Origin of the sequence: Loktanella fryxellensis (genome assembly GCF_900110065.1) — a bacterium.
Taxonomy (GTDB): Bacteria; Pseudomonadota; Alphaproteobacteria; order Rhodobacterales; family Rhodobacteraceae; genus Loktanella; species Loktanella fryxellensis.
In genome coordinates, this window is sequence record NZ_FOCI01000005.1 from 165435 (window position 1) to 182997 (window position 17563).

19 protein-coding genes are annotated in these 17563 nt (G+C 64.9%); 3 read left to right on the top strand and 16 right to left on the bottom strand.

Annotated features, from left to right (window positions below; translation table 11 throughout):
- Positions 1–62: 62 nt before the first annotated feature.
- Genes BMX16_RS05945 through BMX16_RS05970 form a run of 6 tightly spaced genes read right to left on the bottom strand, consistent with a single transcriptional unit; the run spans position 63 to position 7193 of the window.
- Positions 63–1643 (bottom strand): gamma-glutamyltransferase family protein, encoded by a 1581-nt coding sequence (locus BMX16_RS05945; RefSeq protein WP_089900179.1) that lies wholly within the window; start codon positions 1641–1643, stop codon positions 63–65.
- Positions 1636–2727, bottom strand: coding sequence for an oligopeptide/dipeptide ABC transporter ATP-binding protein (locus BMX16_RS05950; protein WP_089900182.1), 1092 nt, complete (start codon positions 2725–2727; stop codon positions 1636–1638). Before BMX16_RS05950 ends, BMX16_RS05945 begins: the two co-directional genes overlap by 8 nt.
- Positions 2724–3767: an ABC transporter ATP-binding protein gene (locus BMX16_RS05955; RefSeq protein ID WP_245731370.1), complete on the bottom strand. Its 1044-nt coding sequence runs from the start codon at positions 3765–3767 to the stop codon at positions 2724–2726. The genes BMX16_RS05950 and BMX16_RS05955 overlap by 4 nt, the downstream gene beginning before the upstream one ends.
- A complete protein-coding gene (locus BMX16_RS05960; RefSeq protein WP_089900185.1) occupies positions 3764–4645 on the bottom strand; it encodes an ABC transporter permease in 882 nt (293 codons plus the stop codon). Before BMX16_RS05960 ends, BMX16_RS05955 begins: the two co-directional genes overlap by 4 nt.
- Positions 4645–5592 carry an ABC transporter permease gene (locus BMX16_RS05965; protein ID WP_089900189.1) on the bottom strand — a complete coding sequence of 316 codons (948 nt, stop codon included), beginning with the start codon at positions 5590–5592 and terminating at the stop codon, positions 4645–4647. Before BMX16_RS05965 ends, BMX16_RS05960 begins: the two co-directional genes overlap by 1 nt.
- Positions 5592–7193, bottom strand: a complete 1602-nt coding sequence (locus BMX16_RS05970) for an ABC transporter substrate-binding protein (protein ID WP_089900193.1) — start codon at positions 7191–7193, stop codon at positions 5592–5594. The genes BMX16_RS05965 and BMX16_RS05970 overlap by 1 nt, the downstream gene beginning before the upstream one ends.
- 203 nt (positions 7194–7396) lie before the next feature.
- Between BMX16_RS05970 and BMX16_RS05975 the strand changes: the two genes are divergently transcribed.
- Positions 7397–8023: a GntR family transcriptional regulator gene (locus tag BMX16_RS05975; protein WP_089900196.1), complete on the top strand. Its 627-nt coding sequence runs from the start codon at positions 7397–7399 to the stop codon at positions 8021–8023.
- 263 nt (positions 8024–8286) lie between these two features.
- Here BMX16_RS05975 and BMX16_RS05980 read toward each other — a convergent pair whose 3' ends face one another.
- The 10 genes from BMX16_RS05980 to BMX16_RS06015 all read right to left on the bottom strand — a co-directional run bounded on the left by BMX16_RS05980 (position 8287) and on the right by BMX16_RS06015 (position 15693).
- On the bottom strand, positions 8287–9006 hold the full coding sequence (locus BMX16_RS05980) for a sulfate/molybdate ABC transporter ATP-binding protein (RefSeq protein ID WP_089900199.1): 720 nt from the start codon (positions 9004–9006) through the stop codon (positions 8287–8289).
- Between the two features lie 47 nt (positions 9007–9053).
- Positions 9054–9929: a sulfate ABC transporter permease subunit CysW gene (cysW, locus tag BMX16_RS05985; protein WP_089900202.1), complete on the bottom strand. Its 876-nt coding sequence runs from the start codon at positions 9927–9929 to the stop codon at positions 9054–9056.
- A complete protein-coding gene (locus BMX16_RS05990) occupies positions 9922–10293 on the bottom strand; it encodes a hypothetical protein (RefSeq protein ID WP_143058000.1) in 372 nt (123 codons plus the stop codon). Before BMX16_RS05990 ends, cysW begins: the two co-directional genes overlap by 8 nt.
- Positions 10286–11125, bottom strand: a complete 840-nt coding sequence (cysT, locus tag BMX16_RS05995) for a sulfate ABC transporter permease subunit CysT (RefSeq protein ID WP_089900209.1) — start codon at positions 11123–11125, stop codon at positions 10286–10288. Before cysT ends, BMX16_RS05990 begins: the two co-directional genes overlap by 8 nt.
- A 5-nt stretch (positions 11126–11130) precedes the next feature.
- Positions 11131–12126, bottom strand: coding sequence for a sulfate ABC transporter substrate-binding protein (locus BMX16_RS06000; RefSeq protein ID WP_177174580.1), 996 nt, complete (start codon positions 12124–12126; stop codon positions 11131–11133).
- A gap of 220 nt (positions 12127–12346) precedes the next feature.
- Positions 12347–12814 carry an RrF2 family transcriptional regulator gene (locus BMX16_RS06005; protein WP_089900215.1) on the bottom strand — a complete coding sequence of 156 codons (468 nt, stop codon included), beginning with the start codon at positions 12812–12814 and terminating at the stop codon, positions 12347–12349.
- A 143-nt stretch (positions 12815–12957) separates the two neighbouring features.
- Positions 12958–13128 (bottom strand): hypothetical protein, encoded by a 171-nt coding sequence (locus BMX16_RS17585; protein ID WP_177174579.1) that lies wholly within the window; start codon positions 13126–13128, stop codon positions 12958–12960.
- 273 nt (positions 13129–13401) lie between these two features.
- Complete coding sequence (locus BMX16_RS06010) at positions 13402–14457, bottom strand: AI-2E family transporter (protein WP_089900219.1); 1056 nt, start codon at positions 14455–14457, stop codon at positions 13402–13404.
- Between the two features lie 4 nt (positions 14458–14461).
- Positions 14462–14866, bottom strand: coding sequence for an amino acid permease (locus tag BMX16_RS18190; protein WP_218139835.1), 405 nt, complete (start codon positions 14864–14866; stop codon positions 14462–14464).
- A 5-nt stretch (positions 14867–14871) separates the two neighbouring features.
- Positions 14872–15693, bottom strand: coding sequence for an APC family permease (locus BMX16_RS06015; RefSeq protein WP_218139836.1), 822 nt, complete (start codon positions 15691–15693; stop codon positions 14872–14874).
- 234 nt (positions 15694–15927) lie between these two features.
- On the opposite strand from BMX16_RS06015, the gene BMX16_RS06020 reads away from it, so the two are divergent.
- Positions 15928–17151, top strand: coding sequence for an MgtC/SapB family protein (locus tag BMX16_RS06020; protein WP_245731377.1), 1224 nt, complete (start codon positions 15928–15930; stop codon positions 17149–17151).
- A 162-nt stretch (positions 17152–17313) separates the two neighbouring features.
- A partial coding sequence (locus BMX16_RS06025; protein WP_143058001.1) for a transposase occupies positions 17314–17563 on the top strand: 250 nt, incomplete at its 3' end.

Sequence of the window (17563 nt, forward strand, 5' to 3'; positions counted from 1 at the left end):
GTCCGCCGTGATGACAGATCCGCCGGTCAGCGGGGTAACGGGTTCAGGCTTGGCAGGATAGGTCAAAATCCCAACGCCATACCGTCCTTGCGGCTGTCGGACCCGCCTTCCAGCACGCCGGGGGACATGCGGATCGCCTGACTGCCCCCAATCGGGGACACGGCGACCTTGATCACATGGCCGCGCGCCGCAAGGGCCGCGCGTGTCGCCTCCGGCATGGCGGGCTCGACCTCCAGCACGCCACCGAAGGCGAAGCTGCGCGGCGCATCCATCGCGTCCTGCACCCCCATGCCGAGGTCGATCAGGTTGGACAGAAACGTCGCATGACCGGCTGCCTGATACTGTCCGCCCATCACGCCGTACGGCAGATGCACCCGACCCGCGACGGTCACCATGCCGGGAATGATCGTGTGCATCGGCCGCTTGCCGGGGGCGATGGCATTGGGATGGCCCGGGATCAGGCGGAATGACGCGCCACGACTGTGGAACAGCACGCCCGTTGCGGGATCCAGTCGCGTGGACCCGAACCCGGTAAAGAGAGAGTTGATCAGCGAGATCGCATTGCCGTGGGCATCCACAACACAGAGGTAGACCGTATCCTTGTGTTCCGGTTCATCCCACAGGGCGGGCGGCATGGCCCGTGACATGTCGATCCGCGCCCGCAGGGTGCCGATCACCTCATCGGACAGCAGCGTATCGGCCACGCCCGCGCTGTGCGCCGGGTCGGCGATCAGCGCATCGCGGTGATGATAGGCCAGCTTGGTCGCCTCGGCGTGCAGGTGGATGCGGTCGACCTCTGACAAGGCCGCGATGTCGAACCCTTCCATGATCCGCAGGATCAGCAGCGCCGCCAGCCCCTGTCCGTTCGGCGGGCATTGGTGAATGTCGTGGCCGCGGTACGAGGCGTTGATGGGAGAGACCCAGTGGGCGGCATCCTGACCATCGGCGAAATCCTCGACCGTATGAAATCCGCCAAGGCTTTGCAGATGGGCGGCCATGCTGGCGGCGGTCGGACCGGTGTAGAAACCGGCGGCCCCCTGTGTCGCAATCTCGCGCAGGCGGTCGGCCAGCAGCGGTTGGGCATGGCGCGTGCCGGGCAGCGGTGCCTTGCCGTCCGGTACGAAGAGCGCCGCCGCATGGGGGTCTGCGCCGATCACGTCCGCATGGGCGGCCCAGTCCATCGCGACGCGGGGCGTGATCACATATCCTTCCGCCGCGTACTGGATCGCCCGGGCAAAGATCTGGTCCAGCGGCAGCGATCCGTGATCCCGGTGCAGCAGGCACCAGCCCGAAATTGCGCCGGGGACCGTGACCGCATGCGGACTCGTCGCCGGAATCTCGGTCGTCAGACCGGTCGCGATGACGGCGTCCAGCGTGGCACCCGCAGGGGCCCGGCCGGATGCGTTCAGGGCCGAAACGGTGCCGTCAGCGGTGGCATACAAGGCAAAGCAATCGCCACCGATCCCTGTCATCAGCGGATCGACCACACATTGCACGGCCACCGCGGCCAGCGCGGCATCGACCGCATTGCCACCCGCAGACAGGATCTCGAGCCCCGTGGCGGTCGACAACGGGTGCGATGTGGCGACCATCGCCTGACCGGCAAAGGTGGACGGACGGCGGGCCGAGAAGAAGTCATGCATGGATATCTCTTTTCAGATGCGTTGCGGTCGTGTGACCGAGGTCGGTGTTCGCGTCGGGAAGGAGCGGATGGAAACAGGCGGCGGCGCGGTCGGACGCGCCACCGCCCAGTCGCACCAGTGCCGGATCGCTCAGGTGGCAGTCCGCTTGCGCAACGTCGCAGCGCCCCGAAAAGCGACAGCCCGTCGGCAGGTCCAGCGGGCTGGGAATCTCGCCGGGCAGCGGATCGCTGATCGGCGCAAAGAACTCCGGTGCCGCCCGTCGCAGCGCCCGCGCATAGGGGTGGGCTGGTGCGGTCAGCACGGCATTGGTCGGTCCGGTTTCGACGATACGCCCCAGATACATGATCGCGATCTCCTCGCAGAGGTAGCTGGCCACCCCCAAATCATGGGTGATGAACACCAGCGTCAGCGCCATGTCGCGCTGCAACCTGCGCAGCAGGTTCAGCAGTTGCGCCTGCGTCGACACGTCCAGCCCCGAAACCGCCTCGTCCGCGACGAGGACCGTGGGCTCGGACGCCAGCGCGCGAGCGATGGCGACCCGGCGCACCTGCCCACCCGACATGGCGGCTGGATAGCGGTCGGCGACCTCGGCCGGCAAACCGACACGCGCCAGCAGGCTGTGCACGCGGTCGGGAATATCGGCCTCCGGGCAGATCCGGAAATGCCGCAGCGGTTCGGCGATCAGGGCCGCGATCGTCATGCGCGGGTTCAGCGATCCGCGCGCATCCTGATAGATCATCGCGACCTGGCGGGCAAACGCGGGGCCTTCGGCGCGGACCTGATCGATCGGGCGGCCCTGATACAGGGCGTGGCCCTGTGTCGGGCGGGTCAGGCCCAACAGGACGCGCAGCAGCGTCGATTTGCCGGACCCGCTTTCGCCCACAAGGGCGACCGACGCGCCCTTCCTGATCTTCAGCCTGACCCCGTCCAGCGCGGGCAGGCCGACCTTTGCGCCCCCGAACAGGCTGCCGGGCTTGCGCACCATGAAGACCTTCTCGACCTCGACGAGTTCGAACAGCACCTGCGGTTCCGGCGGAGTCGTGTCAGGCAGGTGAGCAGGCGCTACGTCGTGCGCGGCGATCATTCCCCCGTCTCCGGATTCCAGCACGCCAGACTGCGCCCCGCCAGCGTGGTCAGTGGCGGGCGTTCGGCCGCACAGCGCGGCAGCCTGCGCGGACAGCGGGTGGCAAACCGGCATCCGCCGGGCAGGTCGTCGTAGCCCGGCACGCTGCCATCGGGCGGATCGAGGTCATGGGTGCCGATTTCGATCACGCAGGACTTCAGCAGACGGGTATAGGGGTGGCGCGGATCGTTCAGCACCACATCCGATGGTCCGGATTCCATGACTTGCCCTGCATACAGCACCACGATCCTGTCACAGGTCTGACTGGCCAGTGCCAGATCGTGCAGCACGAACACGCAGCTGGCACCCTTGGCGCGGGTCTGGTCCAGGATCAGGCGGACGATCTGCGCCTGAATGGTCACATCGAGGGCCGAGGTCGGCTCGTCTGCAAACAACAGATCCGGGTCGCAGGCCAGCGCGATGGCCACCATCACACGCTGCTGCATTCCGCCGGACAATTGGTGCGGATAGGCCGACATGCGCGCAGCGGCGTCGTTCAGGCCCACGCTGTCGAGAAGCGTCACGGCGCGCTGGCGGGCCGTCGCGCGGTCGAGGCCCAATTGGCGGCGCAGCACCGACGTCAACTGGCTGCCCACCGTAAAGCAGGGGTTCAGCGCCGCCCCGGCGTCCTGAAAGATCATCGCGATGCGCTGTCCGCGCAGTCCGCTCCAGCCTTTCGACGTGATCGCCAGCAGATCGGGCACGTCATCGAAGGCCGCCTGCCCCGTCACCCGCGCACGACCGGCCAGCAGCCCCATTAGGGCGCTTGCGATGGTCGATTTTCCGGCCCCACTCTCGCCGACCAGAGCCAGCGTTTCACCACGGGCAAGGGTAAAGCTGACGTCGTCGAGGATCCGGCGCGATCCGCGATACACGGTCAGGCCTGTCACGGTCAGCAAGGGATCGGACCCCGGCGTGCCGGGCAGATACGGATCGGGCGACGCCGGACCGCGCGACAGCGGACGGGGCACGATCATCTCGGGCAGGATGGTGTGGGTCATTGGTGGCCTCGCATCTTGGGGTCGAACTCCTCGCGGATACCGTCGCCGACGATCGCCAGCGCGATCAGCAAGAGGGCGAGCGCGATGCCTGGCATTCCTGACATCCAAGGCGCAAAACTGACGAAGCCACGTCCTTCGGCGATCATCAGGCCCCAGTCCGGGGTCGGCGGCGTCACCCCGATTCCGAGGAACGACAGCGATGACGACACCAGTATGGCCTCGGACACGCGGACGGTGATCTGCACGCCCAGCGGAAAGACGATGTTGGGCAGGATGTGCCGCCAGATGACCGTCAGACGGGTGATGCTCATCAGCCCCGCCGCTTCGACGAACAGTTGTGACGAGACCTGCAGGACATCGGACCGCACGGTGCGCGCGAACGGGCCGATCATCGAGATGCCGACCGCGATGGCGACCTTGTCGACGCCCTGCCCCAGGATCGCGATGACCGCGATCGCGAGGATCAGCGACGGCAGCGCCAGAATGGAATCGATGACCCGCAGCAGGACCCACTCGACCCAGCCGGTCGTGAGACCGGCCGCCGTCCCGAGGATCAACCCGCCCGTGGCGCCGATCAGGATCGCAAAGAACGCAATCAGAAGCGCGTAGCGCGCGCCGTAGATGATCCGCGACAGGATGTCCTGCCCGTAGCTGTCGGTGCCGAGCAGATGTGCGCCGCCCGGCGGTGCCATCATCGCCGTGATGGATTGCTGCACCGGATCGTAGGGCGCGATCAGTGGCGCAAAGACGGCACAGGCGACGAAACCCACGGCCACGATCAGCGACACCGTAAAGAACGGCCTGCGGATGAACATGCTGCGCCGGGCCTGCTTTCGTGCACGCCGTTGCGGTGCGATGGGATCATCGGTCATGGTCATCAGCGCGCTCTCAGCCTTGGGTCGAGGAAGGGATAGGACAAGTCGACGGCCAGATTGACCAGGATGAACAACGTGGCCGTCAGCATCACGCCCGCCTGCACCAGCACGTATTCGCGCCCCAGCACCGCGCCGGTCAGCATCTGCCCCAGACCGGGCAGCGAAAAGACCGTCTCGGTCAGCACCGCGCCTTGCAGGATCGCGCCCAGCTGCAGACCGATCACGGTCACCAGCGGCATCAGGATGTTGCGGAACCCGTGCACCCAGATGACCCGGCGGTGCGGCTCTCCGCGCGCGATGGCGGCGGTGATGTAGGGTTGTTCCAGCACCTCGACCATCGCGGCACGGGTCACCCGCACGATCATCCCGATGAAGAACGTCGACAGCGTCAGCGCGGGCAGGACGAGGTGCAGCATGCCGGACCAGAAATCCTCCCACGGGGCAACGAACCCCATGACCGGAAAGAACCCGACCTTCACCGCAAAGAACCAGATCAGCACGATCCCCAGAAAGAATGATGGGAACGCAGTGCCGGTCAGGGCGAAGGCAGCGATCCCCACGTCCCAGGCGCTGTCCTTGCGCACGGCGGACACGACGCCCAGCGGAACACCGATCAGGATCGCCAACACGATGGCGCAGGCGGTCAGCGTCAGCGTCACAGGCAGGGCCTGCGTCACGACAAAGGCAAAGATGTCGGTCTTGGCGACATAGGAATTGCCCCAGTCGCCGGTGACGAAGTCGCGGAGCCAGCGCACATACTGGAGCGCCACGGGCTGATCGAGACCGAGCTGCGCCTGCAGCTCGTCATAGCTGTCCTGCGAATACTCGCTGCCCAGCATCAGCACCACCGGGTCGCCGGGCGCCAGCTTCAGCAGACTGAAGCTGGCGATCGACACGATGACAAGAACCACAAGTGTCTGAAAGATTTTTGCGGAGGCCTGTCGCAGCATTACGTGAAGCTGACCGTATCGAGGTTCATCAGATCGCAGGGCACATAGTTGAACCCCTGCACGCGGTTGCTGAAGACCTTGTAGAGCGGGAAGTGCGCCAGCATGGCGATGGGTGCCTCGGCCAGCATGATGTCCTCGGCCTGATTGTAGAGTCGCGACCGTTCCGCCACGTCGAGGACAACCTGCGCCTGCGTGCACAGGCTGTCGAACTCGGCATTGCTCCACCCCCAGTAGTTCCACGCGCCGTCCGTGCGAAATTCGGGGAACAGGGTCTCGTCCGGGTCCAGATCGGCGGTCCAGAAGAAGTCGACCATCTCGAAGTCGCGATCCTGCAGACGCTGGGTCCACGCGGCGTTTTCCAGCAGCTCGAGATTGACCTTGATCCCGATCTCGGCCAGCAGCGGTGCCACGATCTGCGCCACGCGGGTGCCTGCGGGCGGGTTCTCGGTCATCAGATAGGTGACCTCGATCACCTCCTGATTGGCGGCCAGCGCACGGAATTCCTTGGCCTTTTCCAGATCATAGAACTGACCGCGCCCCGAGTCCGCGATGTTCTCGTCGTAGAACCCCGACATGGGGGGAGAGATCGGGCTGAACGCCTGCTTGGCCAGCCCGAAATAGGCCTGTTGCAGCACCGCGTTGCGGTCGATCGCATACGCGACCGCCCGGCGCAGGTTCACGTCGTCGAACGGCGCACGCTGGGTGTTCATGCCCACATAGGTGTAGTTGCCCTCGACCCTGCCATACATGGTCAGGTTGGGCATCGCCATGACCTGCTGCGTCAGCTGCATCGGGCAGTCGTTCATGGCGTCGATCTGACCGGAGATCAACGCGGCCAGCGCCGTCGACGGCTCGTCGATCAGCATGAAGGACACACGCTCCAGCTTGGGCAGGCCCTCCATGAAGTAATCCTCGTTGGCGACCAGCTCGATGCTGTTGTTCTGTTCCCAGGACACGAACTTGAACGGGCCCGTGCCGACCGGGTTGCGGCCGAATTCCTCGCCGAAGGTTTCCACGGCAGTCGGGCTGACGATGGTGCCGGCCCGGCCGATGGACCCGGTCAGGGCGACGGGCAGGAAGGCGTAGGGTTCAGAGAAATGCAGCTTGAAGGTGACCGCATCGATGATCTCGACCTCTTCCAGCTTTTCGAGCTTCCAGCCATGCGGCGAGGCGGGGGTGCCGGACTTCACCCGCATCAGGTTGAACCGGACCGCCTCGGCGTCGCAGGGCGTGCCGTCGTGGAACATGACGTTCGGATGCAGGGTAAAGGCGTGGGTGCGGTCGTCCTCCAGCTCCCACGTCGCCGCAAGGTCGGGTTCGAAGCTGACGGTGGTGCCGTCGTAGACGACCTTCAGCAGACCGTTGCAGATGTTGCTGATGATCTGCACCGATCCCAGACGGAACGTGAAATGCGGGTCCAGCGTGTCGATCGGCGTGATCGCACCGACCCGCAGATGGCCGCTTTGCGCGACCTGCGCCGTGGCCGGCAACGCCGCGCCGGCGGTGGCGGCAAACAGACCGGCCCCCATGCCCTTCAGAACCGACCGGCGTCCCAGCCGGACCGCCACATGCTGAGCCAGAATAGCCTTGTGATCGTGCATCGTGCATCGTGTACCCCTGTTTCCCTGTGCTGCAATCTCGAAAGCGGATCAGGCGACCCGCCGGTATGTCGCACATTCCGCACCCGGTGCAGGCTCTGTGCTGGCCTCAGGACAGTCTGACTTGTATACAATCACAAGCATCTAGCGGCGACTTGTATACAAGACATTAGATCCGATGCACAATTATACGCGTAGGGACGTGAATGACTAAAAGAACGGCGGATCAGATATACGACAGCGTGCTGAACCGGATCGTCGACGGCGATCTCCGGCCGGGCGATTCGCTTGGGGAACAATCGCTGGCCGCCGCATTCGGTCTCTCCCGCACGCCTGTGCGCGAAGCCTTGCAACGGCTTGCGAACGAAGGGTTGACCGAACGCGGACCGCGCCGGACGTTTGTCGTGCGGCGCATGGGTCAGGCTGAGTTGCACGACCTCTTCGAGGCGCTAGGCGAGCTGGAGGCGCTGATGGCCCGCCTTGCCGCGTTGCGGATGACGGAGATCGAACGTCATGCCCTGCGCGAGATCGTCTCGGACAGCGAACGGCCCGGCATCGACTATGAACAGGCCAATGCACGGTTTCACGAGGCCCTGCAGCTGGGCGCGCACAACGGGATGCTGTCGAACCTGCTGGCCGATCTGAAGAACCGCACGATGCCGTGGCGCGGCGCGCAGTTCCGGGCGCGCGCCGACCGGGTCACGTCATCGCAGACCGAACACCGCGCGATCCTGAAGGCGGTGCTGGCGCGCGACGGCGATCAGGCACATCTGCAGATGCGCGACCACATGGCTGCATCCATGAGGGTCATCGCCGAGCTGATCGGCACATGACGTCTGTGTGTCGGGATAGCTCTGCCAGATGCCGTCCCACGTCGGTCCGGCGCCGCTGATCCGCCAGCCTTGCGGCACGGCATCCTCCACCGCCAGATCGACGGCAGATCTCGTGCGCGCCGGAACCGCCTGCGCCAGCCTGCGGCGCGGTGGGGCGGTCGTCAGCCGGAGGGCGACGCGCAGCCGGATCGAGGGCGGACCCGGCGGCGCAACCGGCGGGGCAGCGAGGTGGGCTGCGGCCGTGTGCTGGTCCGCCCCGCGCATCACGTTGCCATGAAGTCGCGCACGAAGGTGCTGGCGGGTTTGGCGCGGATGTCGGCGGGGCGGCCGACCTGTTCGATGCGGCCCATGGACATGACGACGACCAGATCGGCCAGCGCCAGCGCCTCCTCCTGATCGTGGGTGACGAAGACGGTGGTCAGCCCCGTTGTGTCGTGAATGTCGCGCAGGCCTTGCCGCAGTTCCTTGCGCACCTTGGCGTCCAGCGCGCCAAATGGCTCGTCCAGCAGCAGCATGCGCGGCTCGATCGCCAGCGCGCGGGCCAGTGCCACGCGCTGCCGCTGCCCGCCGGACAGCTGGCTGGTATAGCGGTCGCCGATGTCGGGCAGCTGGATCAGATCCAGAAGCTTGGTCACGCGGCGCGCGATCTCGGCCTCTGGCGGGCGGGTCCTGCGGGGGCGGGCGCGCAGGCCGTAGGCGATGTTCTCGAACACGGTCATGTGCCGGAACAGGGCGTAGTGCTGGAACACGAAGCCCGCGCGGCGCGCCTGCACGCTCAGCCCCATGGCGTCCGCGCCGTCGAACAGCACGCGGCCCGCAGTCGGAAACTCCAGCCCGCCGAGGATGCGCAGCAGCGTGGTCTTGCCGGACCCCGACGGGCCCAGTAGCGCGATCAGCGCGCCCGACGGGATCGCCAGCGACACCGGGTGCAGGGCGTCGGTGCCGCCAAAGGATTTGGCGATGGCGTCGATCTCGATATGCATGATGATCTCCGGGATCAGGGGTCAGGGACGGCGGATGCCGCGTTTGATCAGTGACGGCGCGTCGCGGCCAGCAGGCCTGCGTGGCGCCATTCGAGCAGGGATTTGAGCACCAGCGTAAGCAGCGCCAGGAGCGCCAGCACGGCAGCGAGGGCGAAGGCCGCGACCGAGAGGTATTCGTTGTAGAGCATTTCGATCATGATGGGCATGGTCGTCGTCTCGCCCCGGATCTTGCCAGAAATGACGGCGACGGCCCCGAACTCTCCCATCGCGCGGGCGTTGCACAGCAGCACGCCATAGAGCAGCGCCCAGCGGATGTTGGGCAGCGTCACGGTCAGGAACACGCGCCAGCCCCCCGCCCCCAGCGTCAGGGCGGCCTCCTCCTCGGCCCGGCCCTGTTCGATCATCACGGGGATCAGCTCGCGCGCGACGAAGGGGAAGGTCACGAACATCGTGGCCAGCACGATGCCCGGAAAGGCGAAGACGATTCTCATGTCGTTCGCCACCAGCCACGCGCCGAAGGTGGAGTTCGCCCCGAACAGCAGCACCAGCGCCAGCCCAGCCACGACGGGAGAGACCGAGAACGGCAGGTCGATCAGCGTGATCAGGAACGCCTTGCCGCGAAACTCGAACTTGGTGATCGCCCAGGCGGCGGCGATGCCCGCGATGGCATTGAGCGGGACCGCGATGACGGCGACGGTCAGCGTCAGCAGAATAGCCGACCGGGCGTCGGGCATCGCCAGCGATTGCAGCGCCACCGCGATCCCGTCGCCGAGCGCTTCGACGAAGACCACAAGCAGCGGCGCGAAGAGCAGCACCGCCATCAGCGCCAGCACGGTGCCGGTCAGCAGCCAGCGAAAGAGGCGCGGTTCGGTCGTGACCGATGTGCCTTGGGGCGTGGCGTGGGTCAGGGTCGCGTCAGTCATGGCGCAACCGCCCGTGGCCCAGACCGTGCACCGCATAGGCATGGACCGCATAGCCGTGGCCGGCCTGACGGTGGACATAGCTGCGGGGTGGTTGCACCGCATCGCGGCTGATCACGGCCTGTGCGCGGTGCAGGGCCGTCAGCGCCCCAGCGACCAGCCAGGCCACCACGGCCGCCACCAGACCCGCCGCGACGACGGCAGGCCACCCCGCCCCGGCGATCACCGCGCCCGCTGCCACCGACGATCCGGTGACGCAGCCAAGCAGATCGCCTGTCGGCGCGTAAGAGCCCGATGCCGGGCTGGATGGGCGCCGGGACCATGCGGACCCGCGCGATGTGGCGTCATGTGCAAGATAATCAGACAAGACCGATCCTCCGTCTGCTCCAGATCTGGATAAGGTTGATGGCCAGCAGCATCGCGAACGAGATGAACAGCATGGCGATGCCGATGGCCGCTGCGGCGTCGTAGTCGTATTCCTCGAGTCGGATCACGATCAGCAGGGGCGCGATCTCGGTCAGGTTGGGGATGTTGCCCGCGATGAAGATGACCGACCCATATTCCCCCACCGACCGCGCAAGGGCGAGCGCGAAGCCCGTCAGCAGCGCGGGCGTCAGCGTCGGCAGGACGACCCGGCGCAGGGTATGCGCCCGCCCTGCCCCCAGCGTGGCGCTGACCTCCTCGACCTCCGCGTCGAGTTCGGCGATCACCGGCTGCACCGTGCGCACCACGAAGGGCAGGCCCACGAAGATCAGCGCGGTCCAGATGCCGAGTTCCGTATAGGCGACCTGGATACCGAACGGCGCCAAGGCCTGACCGAACACGCCGCTGGGCGCATAGAGCGTGGTCAGCGCGATGCCCGCCACGGCAGTCGGCAGCGCGAAGGGCAGATCGACGGCGGCGTCGATCACCCGCTTGCCCCAGAACTCGTAGCGCACCAGCACCCAGGCCAGCGCCAGCCCGAACACGAGGTTGAACAGCGCCGCCACAAGGGCCGCCCGGAACGACAGCACCAGCGCGTTGCCGATCCGGCGGGAATTGACCATGTCCCACAGATCGGCGGGGCCGATCAGCAGCCCGCGCCCCAGCAGGGCCGCGATGGGCAGCAGAACCACCACCGACAGCACCGCCATCAGGATGCCGAAGCTGATCCCGAAGCCGGGCATGGCGGAGGGGGCGCGCAGTGACAGCGACCGCATCGCGCTCACTCCTCGTAGATCTGGTCGAAGATGCCGCCGTCGCCGAAGAACGCGGGCTGTGCGGTGGCCCAGCCGCCGAAGTCGGCGATGGTCAGCAACTCGAGATCCGGCAGGCGTGCGATGTCCTCGGGTGCCGCGGCAGACGTGTCCCACGCGCGGTAGAAGTTCTTCAGTGCCAGCGCCTGCGCCTCCGGCGAGTAGAGATGCTCCAGATACGCCTCTGCCGCCGCGCGCTGCGCATCCGACGTGATGTTGCCGTCGATCAGCGCCACCGGCGGTTCCGCCAGGATCGACACGCTGGGAACCACGATGTCGAAGGCGTCCTCGCCCTGTTCCTGCAGCGCCAGATGCGCCTCATTCTCCCATGCCAGCAGCACGTCGCCGATGCCGCGCTCTGCGAATGTCGTGGTAGATCCGCGTGCGCCACTGTCCAGCACCGGCACGTTGGCGAAGAGGTCGGTGACATAGGCCTTGGCCTGTTCTTCGTCGCCGCCGTATTCCTGCAGCGCCCAGCCCCATGCCGCGAGGAAGTTCCAGCGCGCCCCGCCGGAGGTCTTGGGGTTCGGCGTGATGACCTGCACGCCCTCGGCGGTCAGGTCGCTCCAGTCGGACAATCCCTTGGGGTTGCCGTCGCGCACCAGGAACACGATGGTCGAGGTGTAGGGCGAGGAGTTGTGGTCCAGCCGCGACTGCCAGTCGGCGGGTAGCTTGTCCGTCATCCCGGCAATCGTGTCGATGTCGCCGGACAGCGCCAGCGTGACGACGGTCGCCTCCAGCCCGTCGATGACAGCCCGCGCCTGACTGCCGGACCCGCCGTGCGACTGGCTGACCGTCACCGCCGGATTGCCCTGCGCGGTCCACCATGCGTTGAAGAGATCATTGTATTCCCGGTAGAACTCCCGCGTCGGATCGTAAGAGACGTTCAGGATCTCCACCGCTTCCTGCGCTTGCAGTCCGCCGGGCGTGCCAGTGGTGAGGGCCAGCGCCGCCGTGGCGGCCATCAGGCCGGTCAGGGTCCGGCGCAGAGGCCGTGCAGCTTTCGCCTTTGTCGGATCGGTCGTCGTGATGCGGTCCATGATCGTTCCCTGTCCTGCCGCCGGTAACCGGCGGCGTGTTGCGTGGCGGACCGTCTCCGGCCGGCCCTTACACGCTAATAACGACAGGGTTAATCGTCTTTTACAACAGCAAAATAACGGCGCTTTTGATCGTGATTGGAGAATCCTATTCTCCGGCAACCGCCTCCGACTGTGCAAAACGCTCCAACGGGCTGGAATCACGCTGCAAATCGGCGATCGTCAGTGATTCCATCATCAGGATATAAGTCGCGAACAACCCGCCGAAGACCGCCCTGACCCGGCATGTCGCCTCGTCGGCGCAGTCCTCGCAGGGCTGATAGGCATGCCGGGACAGGCAGGGCAGCGGCGCCAGCGGCCCGTCGATGAGTCGCAGCACCTCGGCCAGAGAGATCGCGCGCGACGCCTTGATCAGCACGTAGCCGCCGTGCCGACCCCGCTTGCTGCCGATCAGTCCCGCCCGCTTCAGGTCGAGCAGGATGTGCTCCAGAAACCGCTTCGGCGCCGACGACTTCTCGGCGATCTCCTCGATCGTGAACGCCGACCCGCCCGCCGACTTCTCGTCCGCCAGCACCATCAGCGCCTTCAGCGCATACTTCGTCTTGTTGGTAATCATATCACAGACGTAACAACCGCAATCACACCCGGCAAGGTCGGGATTTGCGGCGGATTTCCGACAACCACCATATAGGATGAGTCCACTGGGGGTTGTGCACCTATGGCGTTCCCATGTGACGTACCATTCGCAGCAACCTGCTGTCAGGGCGGCTTCACCTTGCAGCCGACCTGAACAGGCACGGTGAAAGCGTCACGGCGCGCGTATTCCGCCGGGAAGCAACGATCAGCCAGACCTGCACGCGGCTTTTCACATGCCGGGACCGGAACCTTGCGGACGCGGTCACACACACCGTTGCGCTGCACGAGTGTCATGCGCTGTATCCAATGGCCGGGCAACAGGTCGCGGGTCAGCGAGGATGTCAGCCAATTCGTCGGCAAAGCCGCACGATGCAGACATGGCGCGCTATCGAACGATAGACTTCCGCTGCAATTCCGCCATCTCTGATTGCGTGAATTAGCGGAGAGAACGCGACTGCCGTCGAACCTTCTCTGACCAACTGGCGTTCATGCGCGGTGAAAAACCTATCTTCGTCAATGCGTTGTCTAAACCCTTTGGGTTTCCCAATTCTGCTCCATGCAAACATCTCAATCGCGAGTCTGGGTCAATGCCTCCTGGCGCGTCCAGTACTCCAGTACCAGCATCGTCATCGTCGCAGCCAAGGGGCCGAGAATGAATCCCGGCGCGCCAAACAGCAAAAGGCCGCCGACGATCGAAATGAACGCGGGGATGGTATGCAGCCGCAAGCGGTTGCCGACGAGCATCGGACGCAGCACGTTGTCGATGCTGCCGACCACAAGCCCGCCCCAAGCTGCGAGGATTAACCCGCGTACCCAACTTCCCTCCAGAAGGAGGAGGATCGCTGCCGGTATCCAGACGATGAAGGCCCCCAGGACTGGCACGATCGACAACAGCCCCATCACCAGACCCCAAAGAAGGGGCGTGGGCAGACCGAGCGCCCAGAACATCAAGCCGCCCAAGGTGCCTTGAACAGCGGCGACGGCAAGCGTTCCGTAGACTGTAGCGTGGACTGTTTCGGCCACACGTCGCAGCAGTTGTTCAGTCTCTGGTTTTGTGAGCGGGAGCCAGGCGATGATCGTGGTCCTGGCAGCCAGCCTGTCCCGCAGGAAATAGAACAGGAGGTAGAAGGTGATGAACACCTCGACCACTTGCAGCAACGACCCCTTGACGAAAGTCGCCCCGAGGTTGCTGAGCCAGGTCGCAATCGCGAACATCAACGACGTCAAATCGAATTGCCGATCAATCCAGGTGCCAAAGGGTGCAAGGGCAGGATAGCTGTCGAGTAGGGCCTGAAGCTCGCCGCCCTCCACGCGCGCCTGAAGGGATTGGATACCAGACGTGGCTTCCGTGATGAGGCGTTCAACCACGAAAGCCGCAGGAACGACCACGACGACAATCACCATGGCCGTCGACAGCAAGGCGGCGATATTCGGGTGCCTGACGAACTTTTCGACCTTTTCATGTAGCGGCGCGAACAGGATTGCCAGCGTGAGCGCCCAAGTGATGGCACCGAGGAAAGGCCAGGCGATAAGTGCGCACAGCAGAAAGCCTGCAACACTGGCGACGGCAAGCGCCAGGCGTTCGAAACGACGGCTGCGGGGGGGTCGGGGCGCTGGTTTCATCTGCTCACCGGACCACCAGATCCAGCAAAAGCAACCCAATGCTCGAGACGAGGCCCGCAACGGGCACCCACCCCGGACAGACAAATGCCTGCGCGGGCGGGGCGGTTTCCGGGGATTTGATGCGGATCAGGGTGATGTTGATGATCGCAAATGTCACGAGGGTGAACCGGGCCGTCAGATCAGCCAAGCCGGCCAGCGGGACCGCGAGCGCCAAAGCCAGGATTGTTGCCACGCCAATCGCGGTGGCCAGCAGCGGCGTACCGGTTCTGGCATTCAGATGCGTCAGTACCTTGGGAAGGTTGCCTTGGTTGGCCAGCCCGTAAAGCACGCGTGAGATCATGATGACATGCACGATGATGCCGTTCAGCGTTGCGATGATGGCGATCTGGCTCATGGTTTTCAGCGGCATCCCCGTCAGCCGTTCAAATACCAGCGCCAATGGGCACTGGAGGTGGCAAGTTCTTCCGGTGGCACGGCAACGACCGCCACCCAGACCAGCAGTGCATAGACGAGCGTCGTCAGACCAAGCGTCAGGAACAGCGCCCATGGCAGGGTGCGCGAGGGGTTCTTCGTCTCCTCAGCGACATTGATCAGATGCTCGAACCCGATGAAGGCGAACACCACGATGAGCGTCGTTCCCGAAAGCCCGACCCAGACCGCAATGTCGCCGGGTTCTGGCAGGATCTCTGGCAAGCGGCTCACGACCCCGCGGCCCGCCGCGAACCCGGCGGCGATGATCAGCACAAGCCCGCCAAGTTCGACCAGCGTCATGATGCCCGCTATGATGACAGACTGGCGCGTGGAAAGGCAAGCCACCAGCCCCATCGACAGCACGACAAGCGTGATGATCCACTGGGGTGACAGATCGACAAATACGCCCAGATATCCCGCGCTGCCAACGCTGATCGTGGCCGCCGAGATTGTCGCAGTCAGCACGACCAGCAACCCCATGGTCAGACTGAGCCATGGCCGGTTGAAGGCTTGTTCGACATAGGCGGCTTCACTGGCGCTGACGGGTATGCGCGTCCCAAGTTCCGCGAAGGACGCGGCGCTGAACGACATGACCAAGGCTGCAAAAACGAAGGCCAGCGGCGCGTGCATGCCGCTTCGGCCCGCAGCGATCCCCACCGGCACATAGATACCAGCGCCGATCGTCACGCTAAGGCCATAGAGCACGGCGAGCAAAAGCGTCAACGAACGCTTCAGCTTTTGGGGTGGGGCATATTCTGGCAACATGACTTCCTGTGAACGGTTGGTCGATGATAGCCCCACACCGAAACCGTCGAGTTGATGCAGGTTACGGTCTCTCACACGCAGACTGCGCGCATCGAGAAAGGTTAGCTGAAGTCAACGGCGACGATCGGGTGATCCACGTCAATACGCTCACACGACAGGCGGTCTATGCATTGATCCTGGACAAAGACCCGTTCGATTTACAGGGAGACTGCGCTGTTCCTTGACCCGCCCATTCTGAATCTCGTCAGTGCCGTCGGAGTCGGTGCTCTCATTGGTGCGGAAAGAGAGCGACGCAAGGGGATAGGTCCGGCGCGGTCCCCGGCAGGCATCCGGACGTTCCCCATCACCTCGATTTCAGGGGCTGTCGCATTCGCCCTCGGGGGCGCAGGGCTGCTTGCCGTCGTGACCGGCAGCGTCGCGGTTATGGTCGCAGTGTCGTACTGGCGCTCACAGGATCATGATCCGGGCCTGACCACGGAAATCGTTCTTGTCCTGACGGCCCTACTGGGTGGCATGTGCATGCACTCGCCTCAGGTGGCCGCCGCAATTGCCGTGGCGGTGACCGTGCTTTTGTATGCAAAAGCTTGGCTGCACAACCTTGTCATCAGTGTTATTTCCAAGGACGAACTGGACGACGCACTGCTCTTTGCTGCGGCGACACTTGTCGTTCTGCCTTTGGTACCGAACCGCCAGATGGGTCCTTACCTGGCGCTCAGTCCGCACTCGATCTGGATCGTGATCGTGATGGCCATCAGCGCGGCGGGCTATGTCGCGGTGCGCCTGTTCGGCGCCCGTTTCGGATTGCCGCTCACCGGGGCCATTTCGGGAATCATCTCCAGCACGGCGACCATCGGCGCGATGGGATCGCGGGCGATGAAATCCAAAGACCTGTTGGCGGCCTGTGTCGCAGGGGCCGTATTGTCGACCGTCGCCACCATTGCTCAGATGGCACTGGTCGTTGCAGCCACCAGCATGCCCACCCTGTTCAGCCTGTCAGGGCCTTTGCTTCTGGCCGGGGGAACTGCTGTGGCATATGGAGCGGCCTTCACGCTGTTGGCCGGGCGCAATTCGGGAAGTGATGCGGCGCAGAGTGGCGGCGTCTTCAGCCTGAAGACTGCGCTGGCCTTAGGCTCGATCCTTGCGGTGATCCTTGTCGTCTCGGCGGGCCTGCAAGAGCGGTTCGGCGGCGCAGGCGTCCTGCTTGCGGCGGTGGTTGCGGGACTGGTCGATACCCATGCGGCTGCGATTTCGGTGGCGACGCTGGTGGCATCGGGAAAGGTCACGCCGCAAGACGCTGTGCTTCCGATCCTTGCGGCCCTGACATCGAACACCCTGTCAAAGATCGTCATGGCCGCGACCAGCGGTGGCTGGGCTTTCGCCCTTAGGGTCGTGCCTGGTCTGGTGGCGGTTGCACTCGCGGCCCGGGTCGGCACATTCGCAGCTGTGTTCTGGAACTGACCTGAACGGTCGCCGGGCACACCACGCCGATACCGACCCCTGTCTTTCAGCCGCCTTACTAGGGCTTCAGCATGCGCATCAGCAGTCCTTCCGTAAGCGCCGTCCCCGTCCCATTGATTTCCAGGGTTCCGCTGCGCTGGTGGAGGAGCGAGTTTCCTTTTGATGTTTCAGAAGGAGATTGCAGTGTCTGACGGCGGGGACGGATTTGATGGCTGCATTGAGGTTGTGCAGCGGACGCGTGGATATCGGCGTTGGCCGGATGAAGCGAAGGCCCGGATCGTGGCTGAGAGTTTTCAGCCTGGCGTGCGGGTCGTGGATATTGCCCGGCGTCACGGCTTGGTCGCACATCAGCTGTCGGATTGGCGGCGGCGAGCCCGCCTGGGGAAGTTGGTTCTGCCGGCGGATACCATGG

Coding starts and splice junctions, on each gene's coding strand:
- BMX16_RS05945 (WP_089900179.1), bottom strand. CDS start 1,643: ATGCATGACTTCTTCTCGGCCCGCCGTCCGTCCACCTTTGCCGGTCAG.
- BMX16_RS05950 (WP_089900182.1), bottom strand. CDS start 2,727: ATGATCGCCGCGCACGACGTAGCGCCTGCTCACCTGCCTGACACGACT.
- BMX16_RS05955 (WP_245731370.1), bottom strand. CDS start 3,767: ATGACCCACACCATCCTGCCCGAGATGATCGTGCCCCGTCCGCTGTCG.
- BMX16_RS05960 (WP_089900185.1), bottom strand. CDS start 4,645: ATGACCATGACCGATGATCCCATCGCACCGCAACGGCGTGCACGAAAG.
- BMX16_RS05965 (WP_089900189.1), bottom strand. CDS start 5,592: ATGCTGCGACAGGCCTCCGCAAAAATCTTTCAGACACTTGTGGTTCTT.
- BMX16_RS05970 (WP_089900193.1), bottom strand. CDS start 7,193: ATGCACGATCACAAGGCTATTCTGGCTCAGCATGTGGCGGTCCGGCTG.
- BMX16_RS05975 (WP_089900196.1), top strand. CDS start 7,397: ATGACTAAAAGAACGGCGGATCAGATATACGACAGCGTGCTGAACCGG.
- BMX16_RS05980 (WP_089900199.1), bottom strand. CDS start 9,006: ATGCATATCGAGATCGACGCCATCGCCAAATCCTTTGGCGGCACCGAC.
- cysW (WP_089900202.1), bottom strand. CDS start 9,929: ATGACTGACGCGACCCTGACCCACGCCACGCCCCAAGGCACATCGGTC.
- cysT (WP_089900209.1), bottom strand. CDS start 11,125: ATGCGGTCGCTGTCACTGCGCGCCCCCTCCGCCATGCCCGGCTTCGGG.
- BMX16_RS06000 (WP_177174580.1), bottom strand. CDS start 12,126: ATGGCCGCCACGGCGGCGCTGGCCCTCACCACTGGCACGCCCGGCGGA.
- BMX16_RS06005 (WP_089900215.1), bottom strand. CDS start 12,814: ATGATTACCAACAAGACGAAGTATGCGCTGAAGGCGCTGATGGTGCTG.
- BMX16_RS17585 (WP_177174579.1), bottom strand. CDS start 13,128: ATGACACTCGTGCAGCGCAACGGTGTGTGTGACCGCGTCCGCAAGGTT.
- BMX16_RS06010 (WP_089900219.1), bottom strand. CDS start 14,457: ATGAAACCAGCGCCCCGACCCCCCCGCAGCCGTCGTTTCGAACGCCTG.
- BMX16_RS18190 (WP_218139835.1), bottom strand. CDS start 14,866: ATGCCGCTGAAAACCATGAGCCAGATCGCCATCATCGCAACGCTGAAC.
- BMX16_RS06015 (WP_218139836.1), bottom strand. CDS start 15,693: ATGTTGCCAGAATATGCCCCACCCCAAAAGCTGAAGCGTTCGTTGACG.